This window comes from Burkholderia lata, assembly GCF_902499335.1.
Taxonomy (GTDB): Bacteria; Pseudomonadota; Gammaproteobacteria; order Burkholderiales; family Burkholderiaceae; genus Burkholderia; species Burkholderia lata_B.
In genome coordinates this window covers 389,142-411,198 of sequence record NZ_CABVQK010000002.1, presented here as the reverse complement: position 1 = coordinate 411,198, position 22,057 = coordinate 389,142, and the positions used below count along the sequence as shown (strand labels likewise).

Annotated in this window: 24 protein-coding genes; 12 read left to right on the top strand and 12 right to left on the bottom strand. The window is 67.6% G+C overall.

Going from position 1 to position 22,057, the window contains the following annotated elements:
- Positions 1–74 precede the first annotated feature (74 nt).
- Positions 75–1,052, bottom strand: coding sequence for a cysteine synthase A (locus BCO18175_RS06145; protein WP_174974605.1), 978 nt, complete (start codon positions 1,050–1,052; stop codon positions 75–77).
- A gap of 145 nt (positions 1,053–1,197) precedes the next feature.
- On the opposite strand from BCO18175_RS06145, the gene BCO18175_RS06140 reads away from it, so the two are divergent.
- Both BCO18175_RS06140 and BCO18175_RS06135 read left to right on the top strand, forming a co-directional pair.
- Positions 1,198–1,686, top strand: coding sequence for an adenosine-specific kinase (locus BCO18175_RS06140; protein ID WP_174979897.1), 489 nt, complete (start codon positions 1,198–1,200; stop codon positions 1,684–1,686).
- 224 nt (positions 1,687–1,910) lie between these two features.
- Positions 1,911–2,198 carry a YciI-like protein gene (locus tag BCO18175_RS06135; protein WP_174916889.1) on the top strand — a complete coding sequence of 96 codons (288 nt, stop codon included), beginning with the start codon at positions 1,911–1,913 and terminating at the stop codon, positions 2,196–2,198.
- 13 nt (positions 2,199–2,211) lie between these two features.
- Here the strand turns inward: BCO18175_RS06135 and corA are convergent, their stop codons facing one another.
- A complete protein-coding gene (gene corA, locus BCO18175_RS06130; protein ID WP_174979896.1) occupies positions 2,212–3,189 on the bottom strand; it encodes a magnesium/cobalt transporter CorA in 978 nt (325 codons plus the stop codon).
- A gap of 179 nt (positions 3,190–3,368) precedes the next feature.
- Here corA and cydX point away from each other — a divergent pair, with 179 nt between their 5' ends.
- Both cydX and BCO18175_RS06120 read left to right on the top strand, forming a co-directional pair.
- Positions 3,369–3,515 carry a cytochrome bd-I oxidase subunit CydX gene (gene cydX, locus BCO18175_RS06125; RefSeq protein ID WP_174974615.1) on the top strand — a complete coding sequence of 49 codons (147 nt, stop codon included), beginning with the start codon at positions 3,369–3,371 and terminating at the stop codon, positions 3,513–3,515.
- Positions 3,512–4,129: an AAA family ATPase gene (locus BCO18175_RS06120; protein WP_174916892.1), complete on the top strand. Its 618-nt coding sequence runs from the start codon at positions 3,512–3,514 to the stop codon at positions 4,127–4,129. Before cydX ends, BCO18175_RS06120 begins: the two co-directional genes overlap by 4 nt.
- A 96-nt stretch (positions 4,130–4,225) precedes the next feature.
- Here BCO18175_RS06120 and BCO18175_RS06115 read toward each other — a convergent pair whose 3' ends face one another.
- Positions 4,226–5,326, bottom strand: coding sequence for a saccharopine dehydrogenase family protein (locus BCO18175_RS06115; protein ID WP_085039114.1), 1,101 nt, complete (start codon positions 5,324–5,326; stop codon positions 4,226–4,228).
- A 248-nt stretch (positions 5,327–5,574) separates the two neighbouring features.
- On the opposite strand from BCO18175_RS06115, the gene BCO18175_RS06110 reads away from it, so the two are divergent.
- From BCO18175_RS06110 to BCO18175_RS06095, 4 genes are all read left to right on the top strand, one after another.
- Positions 5,575–6,357, top strand: coding sequence for a COG4705 family protein (locus BCO18175_RS06110; RefSeq protein WP_174974599.1), 783 nt, complete (start codon positions 5,575–5,577; stop codon positions 6,355–6,357).
- A gap of 47 nt (positions 6,358–6,404) precedes the next feature.
- On the top strand, positions 6,405–6,845 hold the full coding sequence (locus tag BCO18175_RS06105; protein WP_174979895.1) for a hypothetical protein: 441 nt from the start codon (positions 6,405–6,407) through the stop codon (positions 6,843–6,845).
- A gap of 80 nt (positions 6,846–6,925) precedes the next feature.
- The gene (locus BCO18175_RS06100; RefSeq protein WP_174974595.1) at positions 6,926–7,591 is read left to right on the top strand and encodes a response regulator transcription factor; all 666 of its coding nucleotides are present in this window, start codon (positions 6,926–6,928) and stop codon (positions 7,589–7,591) included.
- Positions 7,567–8,979 (top strand): sensor histidine kinase, encoded by a 1,413-nt coding sequence (locus tag BCO18175_RS06095; RefSeq protein WP_174979894.1) that lies wholly within the window; start codon positions 7,567–7,569, stop codon positions 8,977–8,979. The genes BCO18175_RS06100 and BCO18175_RS06095 overlap by 25 nt, the downstream gene beginning before the upstream one ends.
- Positions 8,980–8,994: 15 nt before the next feature.
- Here the strand turns inward: BCO18175_RS06095 and BCO18175_RS06090 are convergent, their stop codons facing one another.
- Complete coding sequence (locus BCO18175_RS06090) at positions 8,995–9,459, bottom strand: Lrp/AsnC family transcriptional regulator (RefSeq protein ID WP_006481526.1); 465 nt, start codon at positions 9,457–9,459, stop codon at positions 8,995–8,997.
- A gap of 255 nt (positions 9,460–9,714) precedes the next feature.
- Between BCO18175_RS06090 and BCO18175_RS06085 the strand changes: the two genes are divergently transcribed.
- Positions 9,715–10,266 carry a Spy/CpxP family protein refolding chaperone gene (locus BCO18175_RS06085; RefSeq protein WP_174974591.1) on the top strand — a complete coding sequence of 184 codons (552 nt, stop codon included), beginning with the start codon at positions 9,715–9,717 and terminating at the stop codon, positions 10,264–10,266.
- Positions 10,267–10,400: 134 nt separating this feature from the next.
- Positions 10,401–10,832: a PGDYG domain-containing protein gene (locus BCO18175_RS06080; protein WP_174979893.1), complete on the top strand. Its 432-nt coding sequence runs from the start codon at positions 10,401–10,403 to the stop codon at positions 10,830–10,832.
- Positions 10,833–10,865: 33 nt separating this feature from the next.
- On the opposite strand, the gene BCO18175_RS06075 is transcribed toward BCO18175_RS06080, so the two are convergent.
- From BCO18175_RS06075 to BCO18175_RS06040, 8 genes are all read right to left on the bottom strand, one after another.
- The gene (locus tag BCO18175_RS06075; RefSeq protein WP_043182999.1) at positions 10,866–11,228 is read right to left on the bottom strand and encodes a DUF3022 domain-containing protein; all 363 of its coding nucleotides are present in this window, start codon (positions 11,226–11,228) and stop codon (positions 10,866–10,868) included.
- Positions 11,229–11,241: 13 nt separating this feature from the next.
- Entirely contained in the window at positions 11,242–12,030 is a 789-nt protein-coding gene (locus tag BCO18175_RS06070) for a YhfC family intramembrane metalloprotease (protein WP_174979892.1), read from the bottom strand.
- 54 nt (positions 12,031–12,084) lie between these two features.
- On the bottom strand, positions 12,085–13,128 hold the full coding sequence (locus tag BCO18175_RS06065) for a LacI family DNA-binding transcriptional regulator (protein WP_174979891.1): 1,044 nt from the start codon (positions 13,126–13,128) through the stop codon (positions 12,085–12,087).
- A 450-nt stretch (positions 13,129–13,578) separates the two neighbouring features.
- On the bottom strand, positions 13,579–14,544 hold the full coding sequence (locus tag BCO18175_RS06060; RefSeq protein WP_174979890.1) for an NAD(P)-dependent oxidoreductase: 966 nt from the start codon (positions 14,542–14,544) through the stop codon (positions 13,579–13,581).
- Positions 14,545–14,549: 5 nt separating this feature from the next.
- The gene (locus tag BCO18175_RS06055; RefSeq protein WP_174979889.1) at positions 14,550–15,830 is read right to left on the bottom strand and encodes an MFS transporter; all 1,281 of its coding nucleotides are present in this window, start codon (positions 15,828–15,830) and stop codon (positions 14,550–14,552) included.
- Between the two features lie 360 nt (positions 15,831–16,190).
- Positions 16,191–17,183: a sugar kinase gene (locus BCO18175_RS06050; protein ID WP_174979888.1), complete on the bottom strand. Its 993-nt coding sequence runs from the start codon at positions 17,181–17,183 to the stop codon at positions 16,191–16,193.
- 28 nt (positions 17,184–17,211) lie between these two features.
- Positions 17,212–17,976 carry a sugar phosphate isomerase/epimerase gene (locus BCO18175_RS06045; protein ID WP_174979887.1) on the bottom strand — a complete coding sequence of 255 codons (765 nt, stop codon included), beginning with the start codon at positions 17,974–17,976 and terminating at the stop codon, positions 17,212–17,214.
- Between the two features lie 160 nt (positions 17,977–18,136).
- Positions 18,137–19,030, bottom strand: coding sequence for a LysR family transcriptional regulator (locus tag BCO18175_RS06040; RefSeq protein ID WP_174979886.1), 894 nt, complete (start codon positions 19,028–19,030; stop codon positions 18,137–18,139).
- Positions 19,031–19,142: 112 nt separating this feature from the next.
- Between BCO18175_RS06040 and BCO18175_RS06035 the strand changes: the two genes are divergently transcribed.
- Both BCO18175_RS06035 and BCO18175_RS06030 read left to right on the top strand, forming a co-directional pair.
- Complete coding sequence (locus tag BCO18175_RS06035) at positions 19,143–20,210, top strand: YeiH family protein (protein WP_174916912.1); 1,068 nt, start codon at positions 19,143–19,145, stop codon at positions 20,208–20,210.
- Positions 20,211–20,313: 103 nt separating this feature from the next.
- On the top strand, positions 20,314–22,047 hold the full coding sequence (locus BCO18175_RS06030) for a ClcB-like voltage-gated chloride channel protein (protein ID WP_205819392.1): 1,734 nt from the start codon (positions 20,314–20,316) through the stop codon (positions 22,045–22,047).
- Positions 22,048–22,057 lie beyond the last annotated feature (10 nt).

The following is a 22,057-nucleotide window of genomic DNA, read 5'->3' as shown; positions in this document are numbered from 1 at the left end:
TTCAGCATAGGTCGCATTCGGGCGGATGGAAATCCTCACCTCACCCGCGCGTCACACGAGCGCAGTTTCCGGGTTCAGTCCCCCGGATCCAGTCCCTTTTCGCGCAGCCATTCCCGATTGAAAAGACGCGCGCGATAGATGTCGCCACGGTCGCACAGCAAGGTCACGATCGTGTGCCCCGGCCCCATCCGGCGGGCCAGCCAGACCGCCGCCGCGACGTTGATGCCGCTCGATCCGCCGACGTACAGCCCTTCCTCGCGCAGCAGCCGGTAGACCATCGTCACGCACTGCTGATCGTCGATCCGCACGGCGTCGTCGATCGGCGTGTCCGCGAGGTTCACGGTGACGCGCGTCGATCCGATGCCTTCGGTGATCGAGCTGCCTTCCGCGCCGAGGTCGCCTGTTTTCACGTAACCATAGAGCCCGCTGCCGTGCGGGTCGGCCAGCACGATCCGGACGTCCGGATTCTGCTCTTTCAGATAACGGCTCACGCCGGCCAGCGTGCCGCCCGTCCCGGTTGCGCAGACGAACGCATCGATCGTGCCCGCCGTATCGCGCCAGATCTCGGGCCCGGTCGTCTCGTAGTGCGCCTGGCGATTGACGACGTTGTCGAACTGATTGGCCCACACCGCGTTGTCGAGTTCGTCCGCGAGCCGCCCGGCAATCTTCTGATAGTTGTTCGGGTCACGGTATGGCGCCGCCGGCACCGGGCGCACCTCGGCGCCGAGCGTGCGCAGGATCGCCATCTTGTCCGGCGATTGCGTATCGGGAATCACGATCACGCAGCGATAGCCGCGCGCCGCGCAGATATGCGCCAGGCCGATGCCGGTGTTGCCCGCCGTACCCTCGACGACGGTGCCGCCCGGCTTCAGCACGCCGCGCCGTTCGGCGTCGCGGATGATGTAGAGTGCCGCGCGGTCCTTCACCGACCCGCCCGGATTCATGAATTCCGCCTTGCCCAGGATCTCGCAGCCTGTCTCGGCGCTGAGCTTCGTCAAGCGAATCAGCGGCGTGCGCCCCACGCAGTCGACGAAGCCTTGTCGCACGTCCATGTCTGCCTCCGTTGCCTTCGTGCAGTGCACGCACCACACACAACGAAGGATAGGCCGCCCTCGCGGCTTTCGTCGCCGGCCGCCGCGTATTAAGCTTGAAGGGCCCATTGCGGCGCACGCGCCGCATCGCGAGACGAGGTCCGCCATGCTGCAACTGCAAACCGTTGCCGTCGACAAGCCCGAGACCGTGAACTTCATCCTCGGCCAGTCGCATTTCATCAAATCCGTCGAGGACATCCACGAGGCGCTGGTCGGCACCGTGCCCGGCATCCGCTTCGGGCTCGCATTCTGCGAGGCGTCGGGCAAGCGGCTGGTGCGCCACTCCGGCACCGATGCGGCGCTCGTCGAAATGGCATGCCGCAACGCCAGCGCGATCGGCGCCGGGCACGCGTTCATCGTGTTCCTCGGCGACGGGTTCTATCCGGTCAACGTCCTCAATGCGATCAAGGCCGTGCCTGAGGTCTGCCGGATCTATTGCGCGACCGCGAACCCGACCGACGTGATCGTCGCGGAAACCGCGCAAGGACGCGGAATCGTCGGCGTCGTCGACGGCTTTGGGCCGCTCGGCGTCGAAAATGACGACGACATCCGCTGGCGCAAGGACCTGCTGCGCACGATCGGATACAAAGCGTAGGGACGGGCCGCCGGGCGTTGCCCTGTAGACCCGGCTGCATCGACGGCGCGTCGCGGCCGGGATTTCAGGACGGATGGCGCCTAGACCGTTAGTTGCATTTATAGCCGCACGCGCGCCGCCCTTCGTGTCGTGCCGCTACCGTCCGCCTGCCCTATACTGCCCGCAGCAGACTGACTGACGGCCGCGCCGATACCCCGGCCGCCGCGATTCTTTCCGGAGCCACCATGCATTACCAGTTGATCTACGAACTCGTCGACGATTACCTGGCCCGTCGCGAACCGTTCCGCGCCCAGCACCTCGCGCTTGCGCAGGCCGCGACCGAGCGCGGCGAACTCGTGCTCGCCGGCGCGCTGTCGGACCCGGCCGACCAGGCCGTGCTCGTGTTCGAAGGGGATTCGCCGGAAGCGGCCGAGTCATTCGCGCGCGCCGACCCGTACGTGCAGAACGGCCTCGTGAAATCGTGGCGCGTGCGTCCGTGGCGCGTCGTGATCGGCAAGCACGCGCCGCGCTAGGCGCGACGCGGGACTACAGCCACCCTGCCCGCTTGAATCGCCACCACAACCCGAAATCGGCGGCGACCATCACGGCGATGCAGCCGTAGAAGCCGTATTTCAGGTGCAGTTCGGGCATGTTCGCGAAGTTCATCCCGTAGATGCCGGCGATCATCGTCGGTATCGCGAACAGCGCGGCGAACGAGCCGAGCCGCTTCGTCACTTCGCTCTCGGCCAGCGAGATCATCCCGAGGTTGACCTGGATCGCCGTGACCACCATCTCGCGCCGCCCTTCGATCGTCTTCACGATCCGCTGCAGATGGTCGTACACGTCGCGAAAGTACGGTTCCATGCCGCTGCAGACTTGCGGAATGCGCCCGCCGGTGAGCTTCGCGAGCGGCTCGATCAGTGGTGCCGTGTGCTGGTACAGCATCACGAGCCGGCGCTTCAGCGAATAGAGATCCTCGATGATCGCGCGCGACGATGCGGGCGTGGCTTTCGCGAAGATGCGGTCCTCGAGTTCCTCGAGTTCGGTGCCGAGCGTTTCGAGGATCGGGAAATAGCGGTCGACGACCTGGTCCATCAGTGCGTAGAACACGAATGCCGAGCCTTCCTGGAGCAGATGCGGCTCGCGCTCGCAGCGCTTGCGCACGTCGCGAAAATCCTGCTCGGAATGGTTGCGGATCGACAGCACGTAGTTCGGGCCGACGAACACGTTCAGCTCGCCGACATTGAATTCACCGTCGTGGTCCAGCTCGACCGTATGCAGCACCGCGAACAGCGAATCGCCGTACTCCTCGATCTTCGGCCGCTGATGCCCCTTGCGGGCATCCTCGAGCGCCAGTTCGTGCAGCCCGAACTCCTCGCCCATCAGGTCGAGTTCCTCGGGCGTCGGATCCTTCAGCGCGACCCACACGAAGCACTCGGGCTTCGACACGTAGTCGCTGATGGCGTCGATATCGATGTCGGCCAGCTTGCGGCCGTCCTGGTATGCAGCACAGTTGATCAGCATGGTGTCCGTGATGTTGCGGTTTGCGCATCAGTTTACCGGTTTGCTGCGCGGGCGGCCCGGCTTGCGCGGCACGGCGATATTGGTCATGATCGGGCTGCGTGCGCCGCAGCATGCGCACCAGGACACTTCGGTACACACGCCGCACGGCCGTGCGGCCCAACCGTCAAGGAGACAGACCCATGTGGTATTTCTCGTGGATACTCGGCATCGGCGTGGCACTCGGCTTCGGCATCATCAACGCGATGTGGCTGGAGGCAGAAGTGTTCTCGCGCGGCGACAAACTCAACGGCGCGTCGAGCCCGCGGCCGGGAGGCAAGGTTTCGTGACGCACCTGGTGTTCTTCTGCGGTCACGCCGGCACCGGCAAGACCACGCTCGCGAAGCGGCTCATCGGGCCGCTGATGCGCGCGACCGGCGAGGCCTTCTGCCTGCTCGACAAGGACACGCTGTACGGCCGCTACAGCTCGGCCGCGATGGGCGCGCTCACCGAGGATCCGAACGACCGCGACAGCCCGCTCTACCTGAAGCACCTGCGCGATCCCGAATACCAGGGGCTGCTCGACACGGCCCGTGAAAATCTCGCGCTCGGCATCGGTGCGCTCGTAGTCGGCCCGCTGTCGCGCGAAGTGCGCGATCGCCGCATTCTCGACCGCGCCTGGCTCGGCATCGCGCCCGACGTCACGCTGACGGTCGTCTGGGTCCATACGTCGGAAGACGTCGCGCACCAGCGGATCGTCGCGCGCGGCAACCCGAACGATGCGTACAAGCTCACGCACTGGGACGAATACCGGCAGCGCCGCTTCGTGCCGACCGGCCGCGAATGCGACGGCATCGTGATGTTCGACAACACCGCGCCATCCGACGCCGACGTCGATGCGCTGCTGTACCGCATCGCGCCACCTCCGCAAGCGGCCACGATCGTCCCGCCGCTGCCGGCCTGACCGGCCGCTCTTTTTCGTTCCCCGCAAAAAACAACGCCGGAAGCGCTGTTGCGCTCCCGGCGTCGTACGGCCCTCGTGCCTGAGGCTGACGGGTGGTCAGGCCACCGCGTGCACGCGCTCCATCGTGCCGCCTTCGTACAGCTTGCCGAAGCGGTTCGACAGGAACGCCTTCAGCGACACCTTTTCCTGCGGGATGAAACCGCTCTGCGGCAGCTTCTTTTCGCGGAACAGATCCAGCACCGCGCACATCGCGCCGGCCGTCGTGATCTGGATCGCGCTCATGTGCATCCCGCACACGTCCTTCGCGAAGATCTTGCGCGTGAACACATCCTGAACCAGCTGGCCGTCCTTCACGCCCGTCACCGTGATGAACACGAGCACGACGTCCTGCTTCGTCGACGGCACCGCGCGGCGCATGATCGACTTCAGCGTGTCGCGGTCGGTCGACAGGCGCAGGTCTTCGAGCAGGAACTGCACGAGATCGCGGTGGCCCGGATAGCGCACCGACTTGTAGTCGAGCGTCTCGACCTTGCCCGACAGCGTCTCGCACAGCGTGCCCAGGCCGCCCGACGTGTTGAACGCTTCGTATTCGGTACCGTCGAGCGAGAAGTGCTCGAGGCCTTCGAGCGGCTGCACCCACTGCTTGCGGCCGTCGCGGATCGCTTCGCACGGCTGGCAGTACTCGTTGATCAGGCCGTCGACGCTCCACGTCAGGTTGTACTTCAGCGCGTTGGTCGGATACTCGGGCAGCGCGCCGACGCGCATCTTCACGTCGCGCACTTCGCTGAAGCCGTTCACCAGTTCATGGGCGGCGAGACCGATGAAGCCCGGTGCGAGGCCGCACTGCGGCATGAACGCACGGTCGGAGCCGTCGGCCAGTTCGCGGATCGCGTGGGTCGCGCGCACGTCTTCGGTCAGGTCGAAGTAGTGGACGCCGGCAGCCTTCGCGGCGGCGGCGACGTTGACCGCGAGGTAGTAAGGCAGCGCGTTGACGAGCGCATCGAAGCCCTTCACGGCTTCGCGAATCGCGTTCGCGTCGGCCGAATCGACCCGTTGCGTCGCGATGCCTTCGCGCGACAGCTTCGCGAGCGCATCCGCATCGCGGTCGAACGCGACGACTTCGTAGTCGCCCGTTTCACGCAGCATGTGAGCAATGGTGTGGCCGATCAGACCTGCGCCGACGATGGCGATTTTCATGCGCTTATCTCCTGATGATGGGTTGGTGTTGTGAACGGCGTTGAGCCATGAACACAGTTTAAGGACGCGCAAAATCAGTTCCAAGACGAAGAATGATGCGAAACGACCGATAATTTCGACGTTCCGACGACACATTTCGTCGAAATGTCGAAGCGAGGCATTTTCACCCGCTGCCGGCCCGCTATGGCTGGCCTAAGTCTTCCGTTTCAGACTGCATGCCGACCACCCGATTGCCAAGGAGGCATCGCATGCAATCCCTGCCCGTCCATCGCACGCCGCACTGGCTGAACAAGGTGCCCGACGTCGCGCTGTCGTTCTGGATCATCAAGATCATGTCGACCACGGTCGGCGAAACCGGCGCGGACTTTCTCGCGGTCAACGCGGGGCTCGGCCAGACCGTCACGCGTGTCGCGATGGCGTCGCTGCTCGCGATCGCGCTGTGGCTGCAGTTGCGCACGCGCCGCTACGTGCCGTGGATCTACTGGCTCACGGTGGTGCTGGTCAGCATCGTCGGCACGCAGATCACCGACCTGCTCACCGACGGCCTGAACGTCAGCCTCTATGCGAGTACCGCCGCGTTTGCCATCGGGCTCGCCGCGATCTTCTTCGTATGGCATCGCGTCGAAGGCACGCTGTCGATCGACACGATCGTCACGCCACGGCGCGAGCTGTTCTACTGGGCCGCGATCCTCTGCACGTTCGCGCTGGGCACCGCCGCGGGCGATCTCGCAACCGAGGCGCTCGGGCTCGGCTTCACGCTCGGCGCGCTGTGCTTCGGCGGTTTGATCGCGGCCGTGTTCGCGGCGTGGCGGCTCGGCGCCAACGCGGTGCTGGCATTCTGGATCGCATACATCCTGACGCGCCCGTTCGGCGCATCGCTCGGCGACCTGCTCACGCAGGCACGCACCTATGGCGGGCTCGGCTTCGGCGCCGCATGGACGAGCCTGCTGTTCCTGACCGTGATCGTGCTGCTCGTCGCCGTCGCGCAATTCGGCAGCGGCCCGCGCACGCGTGCCGGCACCGCCGAATGACGCCCTTTTCTTTCCGTTCTTTCCGTTCATCGAATCGAGGACACGCCATGCGCATCCCCCATCCCGTTTCCCGTCTCGCCGTTGCCGCGGCCACGATTGCCCTGTTGAGCGCCGCCGCCGGCTGCTCGAAGCAGCAGGATGCGAACGCGGCGACTCCGGTGCCCGCCTCGGCCGCCGCATCGCCTGCTGCGGCCCACGCATCGAAGCTCGGCGACCTGTCGCAGTTCCGCACGATCGCCGTCGACGTGAACACGCTCGTCGCCAAGGGCGACCTGCCCGGCGCGAAAACGCGCATCAAGGATCTCGAGATCGCGTGGGACTCGGCCGAAGCCGGCCTCAAGCCGCGCGCGGCCGCCGACTGGCACATGGTCGACCAGGAGATCGACCGCGCGCTCTCCGCGCTGCGCGCCGACCATCCGACCCAGGCCGATTCGGCCGCCGCGATGAAGAACCTGCTCGCGGCCCTCGACCGGTTCAGCGGCAAATAAGGCGCGCCGCGCGCGCGGCACGTGACGCCCGTGCGGGAATCGCATACGCTGGCGGCGTTTGCGCGGCACGGAGAACACGCATGCGAATACTGCTCGTCGAAGACGACCCGATGATCGGCGAGGCCGTCCATGCCGCGCTGAAGGACGCGTCGTACGCCACCGACTGGGTCACCGACGGCGTGCGCGCGTTGACCGCGTTCGCCGCGCAGCCCTACGACCTGGTCCTGCTCGACCTCGGCCTGCCCGGCCGCGACGGGCTCGACGTGCTGGCCGCCATCCGCGCGAAGGACGCCAGCGCACCACTGCTGATCGTCACCGCGCGCGACGGGCTCGACGATCGCCTGGCCGGCCTCGACGGCGGCGCCGACGACTACATCGTGAAGCCGTTCGAGATGGCCGAGCTGCTTGCGCGGATTCGCGTTGCGATCCGGCGCCGGGCCGGTTCGGCCGCGCCGCTGCTGAGCAACGGGATCGTGTCGCTCGACCCGGCGACGCGCGAGGCCGCCGTCGACGGGCAGGCGCCGGTGCCGCTGTCGAATCGCGAATTCTCGCTGCTGCGCGCACTGCTGGTACGCCCGGGCGCGATCCTGTCGCGGCGCGAGCTCGAGGATCGCCTGTACGGCTGGGGCGAGGAAGTCGAAAGCAATGCGGTCGAATTCCTGATCCATTCGCTGCGCCGCAAGCTCGGCAGCAGCGTGATCAAGAACGTCAGGGGTGCGGGATGGATGGTTTCAAGAAACGGCTGAACGAATCGATCGGGTTTCGCCTGTCGGTCGCGCTGTCGGCCGCGATCCTGGTGGTCGCAACGGCCGCGGCCGCGTTCGCGTTTTCATCGGCATTCGACGAAGCGCACGAACTGCAGGACGACGTGCTGCGCGAGGTCGCGACCCTGCTCGACCACCAGCGAGCGCCGGCGCCCCATGCCGCCGCCGGCGGGCCCGCGCGCGAAAGCGACGAGCTGTCGCGCGTGTTCGTGCAGCCGCTCGGCGGCACGCCGCAACCGGACAGCGACGGCGCACCGCGGCTCGCACTGGCGCCGACGCTCGCCGACGGGCTGCATACGATCGATGCCGGCGGCAGCACGTATCGCGTGATGGTCCGGACCTTCGCGAACGGCGAGCGCATCGCGGTCGCGCAGGAAGCCGGCATGCGCGACGATGTCGCACGCGAAAGCGCGTGGCGCACCGCATTGCCGCTGCTGATCCTCGTCCCGATCCTGCTGCTGCTCGTCGCCGATCTCGTGCGCAAGCTGTTCCGCCCGGTGGCCGTGCTGTCTGCCGGCATCGATGCGCGCGACGAGCACGACCTGCGCCCGGTGCCGGCCGAGCACGTGCCGGTCGAGGTGCGGCCGTTCGTCGTCGCGATCAACCGGATGCTGGCGCGCGTCGCGCAATCGGTCGCCGCGCAGCGCCGCTTCGTCGCCGACGCCGCGCACGAACTGCGCTCGCCGCTCACGGCGATGTCGCTGCAGGCCGAGCGCCTGGCCGATGCCGACCTGCCGGACGATGCGCGTGCGCGGCTCGCCGCGCTGCGTGGCGGGCTCGACCGCAGCCGCCACCTGATCGGGCAGCTGCTCGCGCTCGCGCGGGCGCAAAGCGCGCCGGCCTCGCCGCCCGGCGACGTGTCGGTGCATGCGATCTATCGCCGCGTGCTGGAAGACCTGATGCCGCTCGCGGAAGCGAAAGCGATCGACATCGGCATCGAAGAAGGCCCGGACACCTCGGTGCCCGTCGACGAGCTCGAACTCGCGTCGCTCGTGATGAACCTGGTCGACAACGCGATCCGCTACACACCGCCGGGCGGACGCGTGGATCTGTCGACGCAACGCACGGACACGCATGCATGCGTGACGATCGCCGATACAGGCCCGGGCATCGCGCCGCACGAACGCGAGCGCGTGTTCGATCCGTTCTACCGGGTGCCCGGCAACGCGCAGATCGGCTCCGGGCTCGGCCTGTCGATCGTGAAGATCGTCGCGGACCGAATGGGCGCCGACATCACGCTCGCATATGCGGATGAAGCGGAATCGCGCGGGTTGCGCATCTCGGTGCGGATTCCGCTGGTGCGGCCGCCTGGCACGATGCAGCCCGACAGCCCGGCCGATACGCCGGCGCAACACGCACGGCGCGACTGACACCGCGCTCGAGCGTCAGCCGCCGATCGTCCCGCGATCGATCTTGCGCGACAGAATGATCGACGTCGTCGTGCGTTCGACGCCTTCGAGCGTGCCGATCTGGTCGAGCAGGTCGTTGAGCCGTTCGGGCGAATCGGCGCGCAGCCACGCGACGTAGTCGTACTCGCCGCTCACCGCGCACAGCAACTGCACCTCCGGCATCCGGTCGAGCTTGCGCAGCACGTCCTTGCCGAACTTCGGCGTGAGGATGATGCCGACGTACGCATAAATGCTTGCATCGAGCACGTCCTGCCCGAGCCGGACGCTGTAGCCGGCGATCACGTTGGTGCGTTCGAGCCGCGCGATGCGGGCGACGACCGTCGTGCGCGCCACGTCGAGCTGGCGCGCGAGATCCGCGACGCTGGCGCGCGCATCGGCCTGCAGCAGCGCGACGAGTTGCCGGTCGAGATCGTCGAGTTGGTCGAGGCGGGGTGGACGCATGAGGCTGGGCCGGAGCGCGACGCGCCGGCTGAGTGGAAGGTGACGCGATGATAGCGCCGAACGCCGGCCCGCCCAAACGGCACCGCCCGGGTCCGGCCCGAACCTTTCAATTTCGATTCGTATCGGATGTAAGCAAGTGTCGCATTCACTGCTGCGCCGCACTCAACGTGCTACTAATAACGGGCGACGCGAGATGCGTGCTTGCGGCAGTTGCCGCCGCGCCCGCTCGCAAGACACCACCCCGGAGAGCCAACCATGAAGAAAATCTCGCTCACCCTCGCTACGCTCGCCGTTGCAGCCAGCGCGTTCGCGCAAACCCCGGCGCAGCCGCAGGCGCCCGCCCAGGCCCCCGCAACGACGGCCGCGGCGTCGGCCCCGAGCGCCGAGCAACGCGCGGCACGCCACGAAGCGCGCGTCGAGCAGCGCATCAAGTACCTGCACGACCAACTGAAGATCACGTCGGCGCAGGAACCGCAATGGAAGACCTTCGCCGATACGATGCGCGACAACGGCGACACGATGGGCCGCCTCTATCGCGAACGGATGGCCAAGCATGAGGTCTCCGCGCTCGACGACATGAAGCAGTATGCGGAACTGTCGCAGGCGAACGCCGACGGCGCGAAGAAGCTCGCCGATGCGTTTGCGCCGCTCTACGAGAGCTTCCCGGCCGACCAGAAGGCACTGGCCGACACGACGTTCCGCAGCTGGCTGCATCACGGCGGCGAGCACCGCGGCAAGGGCAAGACGAAGGGCAAGGAAGGCAAGGCGGCAGCCGCGCCGGCCGCCAGCGCGCCCGCGCAGCCCTGACGCCCTCCCCGCCGGCGCCGTGCCGCCCTCCGGGCCGAACGGCGCCGCGCCGCTCCAGGCGACCGGCGCGCCACACGGCGCGCCGGATTCGGGATAAGCTCCCGGCTTTTACAGCTTTCCCGCACTTCCCCGCCATGCTCGAACTCAAGCACCTCGACCTGCGTACCGATCCGCAGGCCCGTCGCGTCGTCAAGGACGAAACCGTCGCCGTTTCCTTCGCGGAGGCCGACGGCGAACTGATGAGCCTCGAAGGCCCGAACCGCTATGTGGCGGGCGACGCGCTGATCACGGGCTCGACCGGCGACCGCTGGGTCGTGTCGCGCGCGCGCTTCGACGCCAAGTACCTGCCCGCCGATCCGGCACGCGCACACGGCGAACCGGGCGCCTACCGGAACCGGCCGGCCGTCGTGCTCGCCCGCCGGATGGACGAGCCGTTCACGATTGCCCGCTCGGAAAACGGCGACACGCTGCGCGGCGTCGCCGGCGACTGGGTGATGCAGTACGCGCCCGGCGACTACGGTGTCGTGCAGGCGCAGCGCTTCGCGCAGGTCTACCGCGACGCGTAATGCAGCGCGCCGGCATTGCACCGGCGCGAACGATCAAGCAAAGTCTTCGTCGAGTTCGAGTTCCGCGTCGCGCTCGACGGCCTCACCGGCCGCGTGACGCTCCTCGAGCGACCCGAGCATCGCTTCGGTATACGCGTGCAGCACCGCATGACTGCGTGCGCGCTGCATCGGCTTGAGCGCCAGGTAGCGCGCGAGCGCAGCCGGCACGATGCGGATATCGAGCGTCATCCGCTTCGGCGCCGAGCCGAATCGCATCGCGAGCCACTGCACGGACAGGAACCGCCCGCGTGCGTCGCTGCTTTCGGCGAAACGCGTCTGCTCCGGAAAGAGATCGCAGATCACGCGTGCGAGCGCGTCGAATTCCGCGCTCTGGCATTCGATCAGATAGTCATCCATCCCGTCTCTCCCGTCAGGCTGCCGATTTCGACGGCCGGCATGCCTTCACCAGCACGACGACCAGGACCGCGGCCAGCACGAAATACGCGGCCTCGACCCAGCCGGCCGGCAGCACGCGCACCTGGTACAGCAGCGTCGGCGCGGCCGCCAGCGCATGCAGCACGATCGCGAGCGGCAACACGCCCGCACGGCCGGCGCGCACGCCGCGCCAGACCAGCACCGACAGCGCCAGCTGCAGCACGAATGCCGCGCAGCGTTCGAGCAGCAACAGCAGGATCGACTGCGCCGACAGCGTCGCGAGCATCACGTGCAGCCGCACGACGGTATCGCCCGGCAGGTCGGCGAGCTGCGTCTCGAGCTGGCCGCGGCTCGCGAGCCACGCGAGATACGACCACTGACCCCACACGAGTACACCGACGAACCATGCTTCGGCGCCACCGTGACCGATCCCGTAGCCGATTCCGCGGCTGTCGCCGGCCGACGGCCCGTAGCGGCGGTTCAGGAAACGCATCCCGAGATAGCGGCCGACTTCCTCGAATACGGCGGTCGCGAGCGCGCTGTACGCGACGAACGCGAGCGGCTGCGTGAGCCAGCCATCCGGCGACGTCCGGCTCAGCACGAGCCCGTGGAACGCGCGTTCGAGGATCATCGCAAACAGCGTGAAGACGGCCACGCCGACGATCGTGTCGCGGCGGTTCAGCGCCAGCGGCTTGCGCAGGATACGGAAGAGGACGAGCGGCAGGAGCGCGATGATCAGCGTGGCGGCGATCAGCACCGCCAGCGTGACGGGAGCGACAGTCATGTATTTCCTTGTTCGGGGCAGCGCACCTGACGCGCTGCGTGCCCCGAATGATACTCAGCTTGTGGTCGACGCGCGCGCAACCAGCTCGCCCGGCAACAGCGAGACGCGTACGTCGCCCGCTGCGCCGTCGATCCGCTCATGCACGAATTCGACGGCCTTGTAGCCGATTTCATAGGTCGGCTGGCGGATCGTCGTGATCCCGATCAGCTCGGCCCATTCCGGATCGTCGATCGACAGCAGCGCCGCCCTCTGCTGCCATGCGGTGCCGAAACGCGCGCGCAGGTGGCGCGCGATCGCGAGCGCGACCGGCGCGTTCGCGGCGAACAGCGCCGCGCGTACGCCGCGCCGTGCCGCGTCGTCGATGCGGGCATCGATGTCGGCCAGCGCCGCCGTGACCGCGTCGGGCTCGTTCAGGTCGAGCACGACCGTCGACGGCACCGTCAGCCCGCGCGCTGCCAGTGCCGCGCGGAACGCGGCCTCGCGCAGGCGCCGCGAACTGACGCGCTCGAACGGCTGCACGACGAAATGGATCGCGTCGAAACCGTGTTCGACCAGGTGTACGAGTGCCGTCTCGATCGCGTCGCCGTTGTCGAGGCCGATCAGGTCGGCCTCGAAGCCTTCGACCGTCCGGTCGACGAGCACGGCCGGGATGCCGGCCCCGCGCAGCGGGCGCAGCACGTCCTCGTCGGCGCCGAGCGCGTTGACGATCAGCCCTTCGACGCGGTAGGTCGTGAGCAGCTGCAGGAAGCGGCGCTCCATCTCGACTTCGTTTGCCGCGTGACAGATCAGCGGCATGTAGCCGAGCGCGTGGCACGCGGCCTCGACGCCCTGCAGCACTTCGACGGTATAGGGATTGGTCAGGTCGGCCGCGAGCATGCCGAGCAGCCGGTTGCGGCCGCGCTTGAGCCCGCGTGCCATCTGGTTCGGCCGGTAGTTGAGCCGTGCGATTGCCGCTTCGATCCGCTGGCGCAGATCGGTGGACAGCACGTGCGTCTCGCCGTTCAGGTAGCGCGACACGCTGGTTTTGCCCGTGCCGGCTTCGCGCGCGACATCGCTGATCGTCGCCGGACGCGTCGTGGTTGGTTGCGAATCGGTCACTGTCGTGCCTCGCGACGTACGATCCGCGCCGCTTCGTGAGCAGACGGACCTTTGTTGTTGGAAACGTAAGCCACCCGGTGGAATCTCCTGTCGGCCAGCGTTGGCGCTTCAGCGCTTACGTTGGCCCCATGCCTCGCGGTCGGCCAGCGTTAGCGCTTCAGCGCTTACGCTGACCCCATGCCTCGCGGTCGGCCAGCGTTGGCGCTTTAGCTTACGCTGATCCCGTGCTTCGCTGCTGATCGGCGCCGGTGCGTCGGCACCCGCCCCGGTCACCTGCAAAAGCAGTCGGCCGCACCGGATGGCGCGGATACCCGTCGCGGAACGCCACCGGCAGCGTTGCCGGCATCGTCGACGCGACGCGCGGGCGATCATAACGCAGCCAGCCCTCCGGCACCAAGATCATCGCCTCTAACAGCGCCGGCGTCACCCCGGCCGGACAAATATGGCGGATCAGACCTGCGCGAGGACATCCGGATTGACGAGATTCGTGCGCAGCGCGCCGGCCAGCGCGCCGACGAGGTTTTCCGCGGCGCAGCGCGCCATCGCGTGGCGCGTCTCGTGCGTCGCCGAACCGATATGAGGCAGCGCGACGACATTCTTCATCTGCAGCAGCGGCGAATCCGCCGGCAGCGGCTCCTTCTCGAACACATCGAGCCCCGCGCCGCGGATCGTGCCCGCGCGCAGCGCATCCACCAGCGCGGCTTCGTCGACCACCGGCCCGCGCGATGCATTGATCAGGATCGCGCCGCGCTTCATCTTCGCGAATTCGGCCGCACCGATCAGGTGGTGCGTTTCCGGCGACAGCGGCACCTGCAGGCACACGAAATCCGATTGCGCGAGCAGTTCGTCGAGTGTCACGCGCCGCGCGCCGTACTGCGTCTCGGCTTCCGCATGCGCGGAGCGGTTCGCGTATAGCACCTGCATCCGGAAACCGAGCGCCGCGCGGCGCGCGACCGCGCCGCCGATCCGCCCGAGCCCGACGATGCCGAGCGTCTTGCCCTGCACGTCGGTGCCGTACAGGTCGGCGCCGATACTGTGATGCCAGTTTCCTGCCTTCACCCACTCGGCCAGTTCGACCACGCGTCGCGCGGACGCGAGGATCAGCGAGAACACCGTATCGGCGGTCGACTCGGTCAGTACGTCCGGCGTATGCGCGAGCACGATTCCGCGCCGCGTGAGATCCGCGACGTCGAAGTTGTCGTAGCCGACCGAGATCGTCGACCACGCCTTCAGCCGCGGTGCGCGGTCGAGCATCTGCGGCGTGACCTTCAGGCTCGCGCCGATCGCGCCGTCCGCGTCGCCGAGCGCATCGGCGAGGGCTGCGGCGCCGTCGGCCTGCACGACGTCCGCATGCTCGCGCAGGTACGCGAGGACGTCATCGGGCAGCGGCTTGTACGCGACGATACGGGGCTTCATCTGATTCATTTTCCTTGCAGCGGCGTCGCGAGCGGATGCGCATCGCGCGCCTGGGGTTTGACGGACAGCGTGAGGATCACCGCGGCGACGAGCGCGGCGCTCATGAACGCGTACGATGCGACGGGCGAGCCGGTCGCACCGTTCAGGTAGCCGACGAAGTACGAGCCGACGAACGAGCCGAGCGCGCCCATGCTGTTGATCAGCGCCATCGCGCCGCCGGCGACGTTCTTCGGCAGCAGTTCCGGCACGATCGCGAAGAACGGGCCGTACGGCGCGTACATCGCAGCGCCCGCCACGACCAGCAGCGCATACGAGATCCAGAAATGCGACGAGCCGAGTGCGTACGATGCGGCGAACGCAGCCGCGCCGATCAGCAGGAACGGCCACACGAAACCGCGGCGCGAACCGACCTTGTCGGACGCCCACGATGCGGCAATCATCGCGATCGTCGCGGCGAGATACGGCAGCGCGGACAGCCAGCCGGTCGCGACCATCCCGAGGTCCGAGCCGTTCTTGACGATCGACGGCAGCCACAGCACGAAGCCATACACGCCGATGCTCCAGCAGAAATACTGTGCACACAGCTTGATCACGGCCGGCGAGCGGAACGCCTCGCCATAGTTGCGCATGGGCTTGATCGCTGCCTGCTCGGCCGCGAGTGCGGCGTCGAGGTCACGCTTTTCCTGCGCGTTGAGCCACGGCGAATCGGCCGGCTTGTCCTGCACGAGGAACCACCAGCACACGGCCCAGATGATGGCCGGCACGCCTTCGGCGATGAACATGTGGCGCCAGCCGAATTCGTGCACGAGATAGCCCGACACGATCGACATCCACAGCACGGTGACCGGGTTGCCGAGGATCAGGAACGTGTTCGCGCGCGAGCGCTCGTTCTTCGTGAACCAGTTGCTGATGTAGATCAGCATCGCCGGCATCACGGCCGCCTCGACGACACCGAGCGCGAAGCGGATCGCCATCAGCGACGGGATGTTGCTGACCACGCCCGTGAGTGCCGCGCAGGCGCCCCACAGGATGAGGCTGACGAACACGAGCTTCTTCACGCTGCGGCGTTCCGCATAGATCGCGCCGGGGATCTGGAAGAAGAAATAGCCGAGGAAGAACAGCGCGCCGATCAGCGACGACAGACCCTTGCTGATCCCGAGGTCCTGGTTGATGCCGGCCGCGGCCGCGAACCCGTAGTTCGCGCGGTCGAGGTAGGCGAGGCTGTACGTGATGAAGACGATCGGCATGATCGTCCACCAGCGGCGGGCAGCGAGAGTGTTGGCCATCAGAATGTCTCCTGTGTCGACCTGAGTTAGTGCTTTAGCACTTACTCAGGTCCCATGCTTCGCGGTCGGTCCAAGTTAGTGCTTTAGCACTTACTTGGACCCCATGCTTCGCGGTCGACCTGAGTTAGTGCTTTAGCGCTTACTCCGGTCCCATGCTTCGCGGTCGACCCGAGTTAGCGCTTTTAGCACTTACTCAGGTCCCATGCTTCGCGGTCGACCCAAGTTCGTTCTTTAACACCGACTTGAGCCCCATGCTTCGCAATCGACCCGGACCAACGCTGCAGCGCCCGTCCCGGTCCCGTACCTTGCCGTGCGCATGCACGACGAAATGAGTCCGCGGATTGTGCCGTGTCCGGCCTCTCATTGCGCGGTGAAGGTTTCCTCTAAGCGATCGGCGCGATTGCTGACGTTTTCGAATCGATCGAGCGCGGCGCGGGTCGGCAGCCCTTCCGAATCGCCTATCACCTGGATCGCGAGCGCACCGATCCGGTTGCCGCGCGCCACGGCCTGCTCGATCGTCTTGCCCTCCAGCAACGCGCTGACCACGCCGACTGCGAAGCCGTCACCGGCGCCGACCGTGTCGACGACGTTCTGCACGCGCTCGCCCGCCACCGTTCCGTCACGGCCGTCAGCCGTCCGGTAGTACGCGCCTTCGGCACCGAGCTTGATCACGACGCCGCGCGCACCCTGCGCAAGATAGAAGCCCGCGATGTCGGCCGGCGTGTCGTGCCCCGTCAGTTGCCGCCCTTCGGCGACACCCGGCAGCACCCAGTCGGCGAGCGATGCGAGTGCGTTCAGCGTCTTCGCCATCACGTCGGCGGACGGCCACAGCGTCGGGCGCAGGTTCGGGTCGAACGAGATCGTCTTGCCGGCTGCGCGCATTTCGCGCGCGAGCTTGAACGCAAGCTCGCACGACGTCGCGGAGATCGCCGGCGCGACGCCCGTCAGGTGCAGGTGGCCCGCGCCGAGCACGTAGTCGGCCACGTAGTCGTCGCACGACAGGTGGCTCGCCGCCGAGCCCTTGCGGAAATATTCGACGGTCGGGTCGCTGCCGTCGTCGTTGCGCGACTTGAGCTGGAAGCCGGTCGGATAACGCGGATCGACGGTCACGCACGACGCGTCGATGCCCTCGCGCGCCAGCGTGTCGAGCACGTAGCCGCCGAACGAATCGCGGCCGACGCGGCTCATCCAGCCGACCCGGAAGCCGAGCCGCGACAGGCCGATCGCGACGTTCAGGTCGGCGCCCGCGATCCGTTTCGCGAATTGCGCCGCGTGCGCGAGATGGCCGGGCTCGGTCGCGACGAACATCGCCATCGCTTCGCCGTAGGTCACGACATCGAGTGCTGCTTTCATGAATGAACTCTCCAGGATCCTTCCGCCGTCACGCGGTGGCGAGCCACGCGACGCGCCGGCACGCATCGCCCGCCAGGTCGGCCGCGTCGAACGGAAACTCGATGCCGCGCGGCGCCTGCTGCGGCAGCGCCGCGAGCACGCCGGTCACGAGCGGGTCGTTCGGCGCCGGCGCAGCGGCGAAACGGCGCGCACCCTCGCCCGCGACTGCCTTGCAATGAATGTATTCCACATGCGGCGCGAGCACTTGCGCGCAATCAAGCGGCGCTTCGCCCGGCCACTGCCAGTTGCCGATGTCGAACGTCATCCCGAGCGCATCGGGCATGCCCGCCGCGGCTAGTGCATCGAACAGCCCGCGGAACTGCGCGAGCGCGCCGCCCACCGCAAGCTGGCCGTTCTCGACCACCACTCGGGCCCGCGCGCCGCGCGACAGCGCGACGATATCCGCTGCGTGCGCATTGCCGGCGAAGCCGCCGAGCTGGAATTTGACGAAGCGCGCGCCGAGCGCGTCGGCTTCCGCGAGCGCGCTGCGCAACGCGTCCGCATCGAGCGCGCCCGTTTCCGTGTACAGGTTGGCCGGCGTCGAATAGACCGACCACAGCCCGTGGCTGGCCAGTTGCGCGCCGAGCGCGGCCAGCGCGCCGGGCGCGGCTTCCTCTTCCGACGCGAACAGTTCGCGCCGCACCTCGAAGCCGGTCGCACCGGATGCTGCCGCGGTCGCGATGAATGCGCTGTGGCCCTCCTGACGCACGCGGTCCATCCCGAATGCGCTCGCCACGATCACGATGTCTGTCATTTTGCCCTTTTTCCCCGGAATGGAACCGGTTCCATTTGCTTGAGACGGATGGTGCGCTTCACCTCCGACCCACGCCATAGAGGAAATCCCTAAGATGGGGCATGACGCAAACGCGCGCCTGACGGCTCGCATCGCGCGTTCCCGGGCCGGGTTCGGCCGCTCAGGCGATGTCGTGCGCGAGGCTCATTTCGAGGAATTGTGCGGCGACCCGCGACGGCGCGCCGCCGTGCGGCACGAGAATGGAGAAGTGGCGCGTGAGCGGCGCAGGCGCGAGCGAGCGCAGGACGAGCGCGGCATCGTCGTGACGCAGCGACATCGCGGACACGAACCCGACACCCATGCCGGCCCGCACCGCTTCCTTCACCGCCTCGACGCCCGCGATCTCGAACGCGACGCGCATCGGCGCCGCGCCTTGCGCGAACGCACGCTCGACGAGTTGCCGCACGGCGGAGCCCGCCTCGCGCAGCACGAGCGGATGGGCCGCCAGCGAATCGAGTGTGACCCCCGAAGCATATTCAGGCGCGGCCAGCGGATGCCCGGACGGCACGATCGCGACGATCTCGTCCTCGCGCCATGCATGCACCGCGGTGCCTGGCGGCAACGCCTCGCCGGGCGGCCCTTCGATCATCGCGATATCGAGCGACGGCAGCGCCGCGACCACGTCGGCCGTGTTGCCGCTCATCGTCTGGATCGCCACGCGCGGCGCGCGCGGCTGGAACGCCGCGATCAGGTACGGCAGCAGGTAGCTCGCGGGCGTCGTGCTCGCGCCGATGCGCAGCGTGCCGGCCTCGAGGCCACGTACCGCATCGCGAAACGCGCGCGCCTGCGCGAAGGTGTCGCGCTGCGCCTTCGCGTACTGCGCGAGCTGTTCGCCGACCGGGGTCAGGCGGATGCCGCGACCTTCGCGCTGGTACAGCGGCTCGCCGAATTCGTCCTGCAGCAGCCGCAACTGGCCCGACACGGCCGGCTGCGACAGATGCAGCGCCACGGCGGCGTGGCTGATGTTCAGGTGCTCGGCGACGGCGGCGAACGTTATCAGTTGATCCGGGGTCATGGGGATAAATTATCGGCTTTCCGGATAGCTTACGTCACAAATCACAATTTTTCATATCGATATAACGAAATTAGGATTACACCATCGCAACACGCTCCATCACGGTGCCTCCATGTCCACTGCCCCGACTCCCCATCTCAGCCCCGCCGCGCCGTCGATGCGCGGCCAGTTGAACGGCGTGCTGTTCGTCGCGCTGTTCGCCGCCGCCGTCACGAGCCTGTCCCAGCTTCCCGCGATCGCGGGGCTCGGCCTGTCGCCGCTGATCGTCGGCATCGTCGCCGGTGCGCTGTACGGCAACGCGCTGCGCGACGGCATGCCGGCCAGCTGGGCGGCCGGCGTCAATTTCTCCGCGCGCAAGCTGCTGCGCATCGCGGTCGCGTTCTTCGGATTACGTGTGAGCCTGCAGGAAATCGCGCAGGTCGGGCTGCCGGGCCTGACGGTGTCGGTACTGGTCGTCGTCAGCACGCTCGTGATCGGCACCTGGGCCGGCATGAAGATCATGAAGCTCGACCGCGATTCCGCGCTGCTGACCGCCGCCGGCAGCGCAATCTGCGGCGCGGCCGCCGTGCTCGCGTTCGAATCGACGCTGCAGTCGAAGCCGCACCAGAGCGCGATGGCCGTGGGCAGCGTCGTGCTGTTCGGCACGCTGTCGATGTTCCTGTATCCGGTCGCGTATCACGCCGGGCTGCTGAACCTCGATCCGGCCGGCCTCGGCCTGTTCTTCGGCGGCACGATCCACGAGGTCGCACAGGTGGTCGGCGCGGCGAGCGACATCAGCCCGCAGGTCGCGCACATCGCGACGATCGTCAAGATGACCCGCGTGATGCTGCTCGTGCCGGTGCTGCTGGTGCTCGGCTGGTGGCTGGCCCGCTCGGCACGCGCCACCGCCGGCGGCGCGCAAGGCAAGCGCAAGGTGGCCGTGCCCTGGTTCGCGCTCGGTTTCCTCGGCTTCGTGATCGTCAATTCGCTGAATGTGCTGCCCACCGACGTCACGCACACGCTGAACGTGCTCGACACCTTCGCGCTGACGATGGCCATGACCGCGCTCGGCATCGAAACCCGCGTCGCGCAGATCCGCGCCGCCGGCCCCCGTGCGCTGATGACCGGCTTGATCCTGTACGTGTGGCTGATCGCCGGCGGCTACGGGATCACCTGGGCCGTGCAGCACTGGCTTGGCTGAGTTGCCCGCCCGTGACACTTCGCGCGCCGCGCCCGACGGGATGGTCCCGCGGGCGCGGCGCAGTGCTATGCTTCGCGTCGTTTTCCATCGCCCTCTTTCAGCCGTGCTCTCGTTCCTGCTGAAGCTGCGCACTCGCGCCCAAACGCTGTTCCGCCTGTCGGACGCCCATACGATGCTGATCTGGTCAGCCATCGTCGGTGTCGGCGGCGCCTTTGCCACGATGGCGTTCCGCGAAGGCATCGACCTGATGCAGCACCTGATTTCCGGACAAAGCGGCAGCTTCGTGCAGATGGCGAAGCGCCTGCCGTGGTACGTGCGGTTCTGGATGCCCGCCGCGGGCGGCTTCCTCGCCGGCTGCGTGCTGCTGCTCGCGACGCGCGGCGACAAGCAGGCCGCCAAGACCGACTACATGGAATCGGTCGCGCTCGGCAACGGCATCGTGCCGGTACGCCAGAGCCTGTGGCGCAGCGTGTCGTCGCTGCTGACGATCGGCAGCGGCGGCTCGATCGGCCGCGAAGGCCCGATGGTGCAGCTCGCGGCGCTCGCCGCATCGCTCGTCGGCCGCTTCGTGCACTTCGACCCGCCGCGCCTGCGCCTGCTGGTCGCCTGCGGGGCGGCGGCCGGCATCACGTCCGCATACAACGCGCCGATCGCCGGCGCATTCTTCGTGTCGGAGATCGTGCTCGGCGGCATCGCCATGGAAAGTCTCGGCCCGATGATCGTCTCGTCGGTCGTCGCGAACATCGTGATGCGCGAATTTGCCGGCTACCGGCCGCCGTACGAGATGCCGGTGTTTCCGGCCGTCACCGGCCCCGAAGTGCTGCTGTTCGTCGTGCTCGGCGCGCTGTGCGGCGTGCTCGCGCCGCAGTTCCTGCACCTGCTCGATGCATCGAAGAACCAGTTCAAGCGGCTGCCCGTGCCGCTGCCCGTGCGGCTCGCGCTCGGCGGCCTCGTCGTCGGCGTGATCTCGGTATGGGTGCCGGACGTGTGGGGCAACGGCTACAGCGTGGTGAACCTCATCCTCCATTCGCCGTGGACCTGGCAGGCACTCGTCGCGGTGCTCGTGTTCAAGGTGATCGCGACCTCCGCCACCGTCGGCTCCGGCGCGATCGGCGGGGTTTTCACGCCGACGCTGTTCGTCGGCGCGGTGTTCGGCTCGCTGTTCGGGCTCGCGATGCAAGCCGTGTGGCCCGGCCATACGTCGGCGTACTTCGCGTACGCGATCGTCGGGATGGGCGCGTTCCTGACGGGCGCCACGCAGGCGCCGCTGATGGCGATCCTGATGATCTTCGAGATGACGCTCAGCTACCAGGTCGTGCTGCCGCTGCTGGTGTCCTGCGTATTCGCGTACTTCGTTGCGCGCGCGACCGGCACGACGTCGATGTACGAGATCACACTGCACCACCACCAGGATGCCGAGGAACGCAGCCGGATCCGCACCACGCAGATGCGCGCGCTGATCCAGCCCGCGCAGACGGTCGTGCCGCTCACGGCGAGCGTCGCCGACATGACCCGCGTGTTTCTCGAATATCCGGTGAAGTATCTGTACGTGACCGACGACGCCGGACGCTTCCGTGGCGCAGTCGCGCTGAAGGACATCACGTCGGACCTCCTCGACAAGCGCGACACGACCGACAAGACGGCCGCGCACTATGCGCACACGCCGTTTCCGCTCCTCACGCCCGACATGCCGCTCGCCACCGCGCTCGAACGCTTCATGGCGTTCCAGGGCGAACGCCTGCCGGTGATCGAAAGCGAAGCCGAGCCGACGCTCGCCGGGGTCGTCTACAAGACGTCGCTGCTCGATGCGTACCGGCGGATGACCGGCGAACGCTGACCGGGCGCCT

Excerpts from the sequence above, each read along its gene's own strand:
- BCO18175_RS06145 (WP_174974605.1), bottom strand. The coding sequence starts at position 1,052 with ATGGACGTGCGACAAGGCTTCGTCGACTGCGTGGGGCGCACGCCGCTG.
- BCO18175_RS06140 (WP_174979897.1), top strand. The coding sequence starts at position 1,198 with ATGCTGCAACTGCAAACCGTTGCCGTCGACAAGCCCGAGACCGTGAAC.
- BCO18175_RS06135 (WP_174916889.1), top strand. The coding sequence starts at position 1,911 with ATGCATTACCAGTTGATCTACGAACTCGTCGACGATTACCTGGCCCGT.
- corA (WP_174979896.1), bottom strand. The coding sequence starts at position 3,189 with ATGCTGATCAACTGTGCTGCATACCAGGACGGCCGCAAGCTGGCCGAC.
- cydX (WP_174974615.1), top strand. The coding sequence starts at position 3,369 with ATGTGGTATTTCTCGTGGATACTCGGCATCGGCGTGGCACTCGGCTTC.
- BCO18175_RS06115 (WP_085039114.1), bottom strand. The coding sequence starts at position 5,326 with ATGAAAATCGCCATCGTCGGCGCAGGTCTGATCGGCCACACCATTGCT.
- BCO18175_RS06110 (WP_174974599.1), top strand. The coding sequence starts at position 5,575 with ATGCAATCCCTGCCCGTCCATCGCACGCCGCACTGGCTGAACAAGGTG.
- BCO18175_RS06105 (WP_174979895.1), top strand. The coding sequence starts at position 6,405 with ATGCGCATCCCCCATCCCGTTTCCCGTCTCGCCGTTGCCGCGGCCACG.
- BCO18175_RS06100 (WP_174974595.1), top strand. The coding sequence starts at position 6,926 with ATGCGAATACTGCTCGTCGAAGACGACCCGATGATCGGCGAGGCCGTC.
- BCO18175_RS06095 (WP_174979894.1), top strand. The coding sequence starts at position 7,567 with ATGGATGGTTTCAAGAAACGGCTGAACGAATCGATCGGGTTTCGCCTG.
- BCO18175_RS06090 (WP_006481526.1), bottom strand. The coding sequence starts at position 9,459 with ATGCGTCCACCCCGCCTCGACCAACTCGACGATCTCGACCGGCAACTC.
- BCO18175_RS06085 (WP_174974591.1), top strand. The coding sequence starts at position 9,715 with ATGAAGAAAATCTCGCTCACCCTCGCTACGCTCGCCGTTGCAGCCAGC.
- BCO18175_RS06080 (WP_174979893.1), top strand. The coding sequence starts at position 10,401 with ATGCTCGAACTCAAGCACCTCGACCTGCGTACCGATCCGCAGGCCCGT.
- BCO18175_RS06075 (WP_043182999.1), bottom strand. The coding sequence starts at position 11,228 with ATGGATGACTATCTGATCGAATGCCAGAGCGCGGAATTCGACGCGCTC.
- BCO18175_RS06070 (WP_174979892.1), bottom strand. The coding sequence starts at position 12,030 with ATGACTGTCGCTCCCGTCACGCTGGCGGTGCTGATCGCCGCCACGCTG.
- BCO18175_RS06060 (WP_174979890.1), bottom strand. The coding sequence starts at position 14,544 with ATGAAGCCCCGTATCGTCGCGTACAAGCCGCTGCCCGATGACGTCCTC.
- BCO18175_RS06055 (WP_174979889.1), bottom strand. The coding sequence starts at position 15,830 with ATGGCCAACACTCTCGCTGCCCGCCGCTGGTGGACGATCATGCCGATC.
- BCO18175_RS06050 (WP_174979888.1), bottom strand. The coding sequence starts at position 17,183 with ATGAAAGCAGCACTCGATGTCGTGACCTACGGCGAAGCGATGGCGATG.
- BCO18175_RS06045 (WP_174979887.1), bottom strand. The coding sequence starts at position 17,976 with ATGACAGACATCGTGATCGTGGCGAGCGCATTCGGGATGGACCGCGTG.
- BCO18175_RS06040 (WP_174979886.1), bottom strand. The coding sequence starts at position 19,030 with ATGACCCCGGATCAACTGATAACGTTCGCCGCCGTCGCCGAGCACCTG.
- BCO18175_RS06035 (WP_174916912.1), top strand. The coding sequence starts at position 19,143 with ATGTCCACTGCCCCGACTCCCCATCTCAGCCCCGCCGCGCCGTCGATG.